Source organism: Micromonospora sp. NPDC048843 (assembly GCF_040649965.1).
GTDB classification, from domain to species: Bacteria; Actinomycetota; Actinomycetes; order Mycobacteriales; family Micromonosporaceae; genus Micromonospora; species Micromonospora hortensis.
Map to the genome: position 1 here is coordinate 1 of NZ_JBEZGJ010000318.1, position 4,101 is coordinate 4,101.

Annotated in this window: 4 protein-coding genes; all 4 read right to left on the reverse strand. The window is 72.5% G+C overall.

The window, feature by feature from the left end; genetic code table 11:
* Positions 1 to 126: 126 nt before the first annotated feature.
* Positions 127 to 1,056: a sporulation protein gene (locus AB0C20_RS35410; RefSeq protein WP_357182916.1), complete on the reverse strand. Its 930-nt coding sequence runs from the start codon at positions 1,054 to 1,056 to the stop codon at positions 127 to 129.
* 137 nt (positions 1,057 to 1,193) lie between these two features.
* Positions 1,194 to 2,258 carry a hemolysin family protein gene (locus AB0C20_RS35415; RefSeq protein ID WP_357182920.1) on the reverse strand — a complete coding sequence of 355 codons (1,065 nt, stop codon included), beginning with the start codon at positions 2,256 to 2,258 and terminating at the stop codon, positions 1,194 to 1,196.
* Entirely contained in the window at positions 2,255 to 3,610 is a 1,356-nt protein-coding gene (locus tag AB0C20_RS35420; protein ID WP_357569646.1) for a hemolysin family protein, read from the reverse strand. Before AB0C20_RS35420 ends, AB0C20_RS35415 begins: the two co-directional genes overlap by 4 nt.
* A 181-nt stretch (positions 3,611 to 3,791) precedes the next feature.
* Positions 3,792 to 4,100: a monovalent cation/H(+) antiporter subunit G gene (gene mnhG / locus AB0C20_RS35425; RefSeq protein ID WP_357569647.1), complete on the reverse strand. Its 309-nt coding sequence runs from the start codon at positions 4,098 to 4,100 to the stop codon at positions 3,792 to 3,794.
* Position 4,101: the final 1 nt, after the last annotated feature.

Genomic DNA, 4,101 nt, shown 5'->3' on the forward strand with positions numbered 1-4,101 from the left:
AACGCGCATTCTGCGCCGCTTTGTCGCCGCAGAAACTGCAAGATCGCGGGGGTGGGAGGGCGGGGCCCCGGGGGCGCGGGCCCGGGGGGGTGAGAGGGCGGGGCCGGGCGCGGGCCGGGCGGACGGTCAGGTGCCGTCGCCGCCGGAACCGCCGCCTCCTACGCCGGCGCCTCCGGCGGTGCCGCCCAGGCCGTAGCCCGGTCGGATCGGCTCGTCGGGATGGCGACTGACGTGGGCCGATCCGGCGATCTGCGCGGACCAGTCGGCGTGCGCGGCCGCGGCGGCGTGCCGGTTGATCGCCTGGCGGATCCAGCCGTCCACCGTGGCGACCCAGTCCCGCCGGTCGGCGTGCTCGTGCCAGATCCGGAACCTGCTGATGCTCTGGTGGGTGATTCCGGCCAGCGCCAGCCGGCGATCCATCCAGAGGATCGCCTCCAGGCCCGCCGAGTTGGTCACGAAGATCACCTCCAGCTCGGTGATCGGGCCGGCGTAGAGCGGCCCCACCCAGTAGCCCCAGCGTTGATGCAACGGCAGGGTGTGCTCCACCCCCGGCAACCCGCCCTCCTGCAACCCGGACTGGCGGATCATGAAACCGAGCGTGTCCAGCGCCGCCAGCACGTGCTGCTGGGTGGGGATCGGATGCACGAAGACCGGCACCATGGCCCCCTGGTCGCGGTCGGGGTCGAGTGACACCTCGGTCCGCAGGCCCATCCGCAGGCTCAGCAGCGGCACCCCACCAAAGGTGGTCACCGGGGTCTCCCACGGCAGCGGGAACGCGAAGTCGACAGCCCGCCGCCGACCGGCCGGTACGACGAACCGGCCGGCGATCGGCAGGTGGTGGAACTGCACGAGACGTCGGGCCGCAGCCGGATCGTCCGGTTCGACAGTGGTGACGAGGCCGAGTCGGATGTGCCGCACCAGCACGTCCTCCGGGCCGGCCGCGACTGTCACCCGGCCGGGCAGGCGCAGGCCCGGGCGGGTACTCGGGTTGGGCAGCGTGGTCTGCACGGAGAGTCCGGTGCCACCGGACTCCGGGGACACTCCCGTCAGCCGCACCGCGCCCCCTCCCGGAACGGGGACAGCACGCCCCGCACCAGCCGCGCCTACCCCGTCGAGGTGATCTCAAGCCCGCCGACGTCGAACAGCACGGCGTCGACCCGGCCGCACGTCGTCAGTGCGGCCGGGTCGGCACGTCAGCGCAAACGACGCCCGCGCGGAACCGTGTCGGTCTCGTCGTCGAACTCCCCGATGACCTCCTCCAGGAGGTCCTCCAGGGCCACGAAGCCGATCGGCCGGGCCGGGCCACCGCCGTTGCGGACCAGCGCGAGCTGCGACTGCCGGGCCCGCATCGCCGCCACCGCCTCGGTGACCGAGGACGTCGCGGGCAGTGTGAACGCGGGGGTCATCAGCTCCCCGGCGGTGGCGACACGGCCGGTGGTGACCACCCGTACCGCCTCCCGGACGTGCACGAGCCCGCACACGTCGCCCGCCTCGTCGAGCACCGCGAGCCGGGATCGGCCGCTGTCCCGGCTGACCTCTTCGATCCGTTCGGCCGGGTCGTCCCGGCGGACGGTGACCATGGTGGCGAACGGCTCCATCACCTGCGCCACCGACGTGCCCTGCAACTCCAGCATGCTGGTCAGCAGTTGGTGCTGCTCGGCACCGAGCAGCCCGTGCTCTCGGGACTGCTCCAGCAGCATCCGCAGCTCGTCCGGGCCGTGCACCTGGGCGAGCTGGTCCTGCTGGTTGACGCCGAACAGCCGCAGGATCGCGTTGGCCAGGGCGTTCAGCGCGGAGAGCACCGGCCGGGAAACCCGGGCGAAAGCGCGGAACGGCAACGCGAGCAGCGTCGCCGAGCGCTCCGCGTCGGTGATCGCCCACGACTTCGGTGCCATCTCCCCCACCACCAGGTGCAGGAAGGTCACCACCCCGAGGGCGAAGACCAGGGCGACCAGGTGACTGGCCGCGTCCGGTAGGCCCACCGCGTGCAGCAGGGGGCTGAGCAGGTGCTCGATCGCCGGCTCGGCCAGCGCGCCGAGACCCAGGGTGCAAAGCGTGATGCCGAGCTGCGCGCCGGCCAGCATCAGCGACAGTTCGCGGACGCCGTCCAGCGCGGCCCGTGCCGCCCGACCACCGTTCGCCGCCGCCTGCTCCAGGCGGTAGCGCTTGCTGGCCACCAGGGCGAACTCGGCGGCCACGAAGAACCCGTTCAGCGCCAACAGGATCACCGAACTGAACAGCGCGATCCCGGGGCTCATGCGGACACCTCCGGTTTGGTCAGCTGCAACCGCACCGAGTCGGCCACGTGCCGGTCCACGGCCAGCACCTCGACCAGAGCCCGGGGCTCCGTCTCGTTGTCCTCGCCGTCCGACCCCTCGGGTTGCAGGCTGATCTCCAGCCGGTCACCGACCTCGGGCACCCGGCCCAGCTCCCGCATCACCAACCCGGACAGGGTGTCGTACTCGGGGGCCTCGGGCAGTGCGATGCCGGTGCTGTCGGCGACCTCGTCGATCCGCCAGCGGGCCGGCACCACCCAGGACCCGTCGTCCTGCCGGGCCGGTGCCCGCTCCGGTGGGTCGTCCTCGTCGCGGATCGGGCCGACCAGTTCCTCGGCAATGTCCTCCAGCGTGATGACGCCAGCGAAGCCGCCGTACTCGTCGACCACGCACGCCATCTGCCGGTGCCCGGACCGCAGGCGGTCGAGCACCGTGGGCAGGGGCAACGTCTCCGGTACGAGCAGCGGCGGCCCGGCCACCGCGCTCACCGGGGTGGTGGCCCGCTCCCCCGGGGGTACGCCGAGCACGTCGGCGATGCCGACGATGCCGAGCAGGTCGTCGACGCCCTCCGCACCGCGTACCGGGAAGCGGGAGTGGCCGGTGTCGAGCAGCTCGACCACCCGGCTCACCGGTTCGTGCGCCCGAACCGTGTGCACGTCGACGCGCGGCACCATGGCCTCGCCGGCGGTCAGCTCGCGGAAGTCCAGACCTCGGTCGAGCAGCGTGGACATCTCGGCGTCGAGGCTGCCCTCCTCGCGGGACTCGGCGATGATCTGTTCCAGGTCCGCCGGGGTGGCGCCGCTGGGCAGCTCCTCGATCGGCTCGATGCCGATGCGGCGCAACAGCCGGACCGAGGCCCGGTCGAAGAGCCGGATCAGCGGCCCGGCGACGGCGAGGTAGATCAGGGTGGAGCGGCTCAGCGCCCGGGCCAGTTGCTCGGCCCGAGCGATGGCCAGGTTCTTCGGGGCCAGCTCACCGAGGACCATCTGCACGATGGTGGCGATGACCAGGGCCAACGCCACCGACAGCGGCAGGCTGACCGCCTCGCTGACGCCGGCCACGCCGAGCAGGTCGGCGAGACCACCGCCCAGGTACGGCTCGGCGACGTAGCCGACCAGCAGCGCGGTGACGGTGATGCCGAGTTGGGCACCGGAGAGCATGAAGGAGAGCCGGCTGGTGACGGTCAGGGCCCGGGCGGCGGCCTGATCGCCGTCATCGGCGAGCTGGCGCAGCTTGCCCCGGTCCACGGCGACGTAGCCGAACTCCTGCGCCACGAAGTAGCCGGTGGCGGCAGTGAGAAGAATGATCAGAAGGAGACCAACGACGATCAACACGGGTCGCTCAGGGCTCCCGGGGTCGTCGGTACGGGGATATGCCGGGCACGACCCGGCTGGCTACTGCTGCCCTCCTGGGCAGAAGAGTCGATCATGCCGTCATTTTATCTGCGCTGGCTGGGACTCCGCTGGGGGTGGGCCGAAGGAGCGGAACGTCCGGTTCAGCGGGCCCCGCCGGTCGTCACGCCGAGCCCGGCGGCCCCGCCGGCCCGCCGCCTGGTCCGCGGTCGGCCAGCTCATCGGCGTCGAGCAGACCCCGGTCGAGCCGCCCCGACCGGTACGCGGCCCGCCCGATCATCTGCGCCGCCACCGGCGCGGTCGCCAACTGGAAGACCGCCACCAGCAGGATCATGCCCAGGTCCGCCGGGGACCGCAGCCGCAACGCGATGCCCAGCAGCAACAGGAGCACCCCGAGCACCTGCGGTTTGGTGGCCGCGTGCATCCGGGACAGCGCGTCCGGGAAACGCAGTACGCCGATCCCGGCGGCCAGG

Bases quoted from the DNA above. Each gene is read 5' to 3' on its own strand.
- AB0C20_RS35415 (WP_357182920.1), bottom strand. From the start codon at position 2,258: ATGAGCCCCGGGATCGCGCTGTTCAGTTCGGTGATCCTGTTGGCGCTG.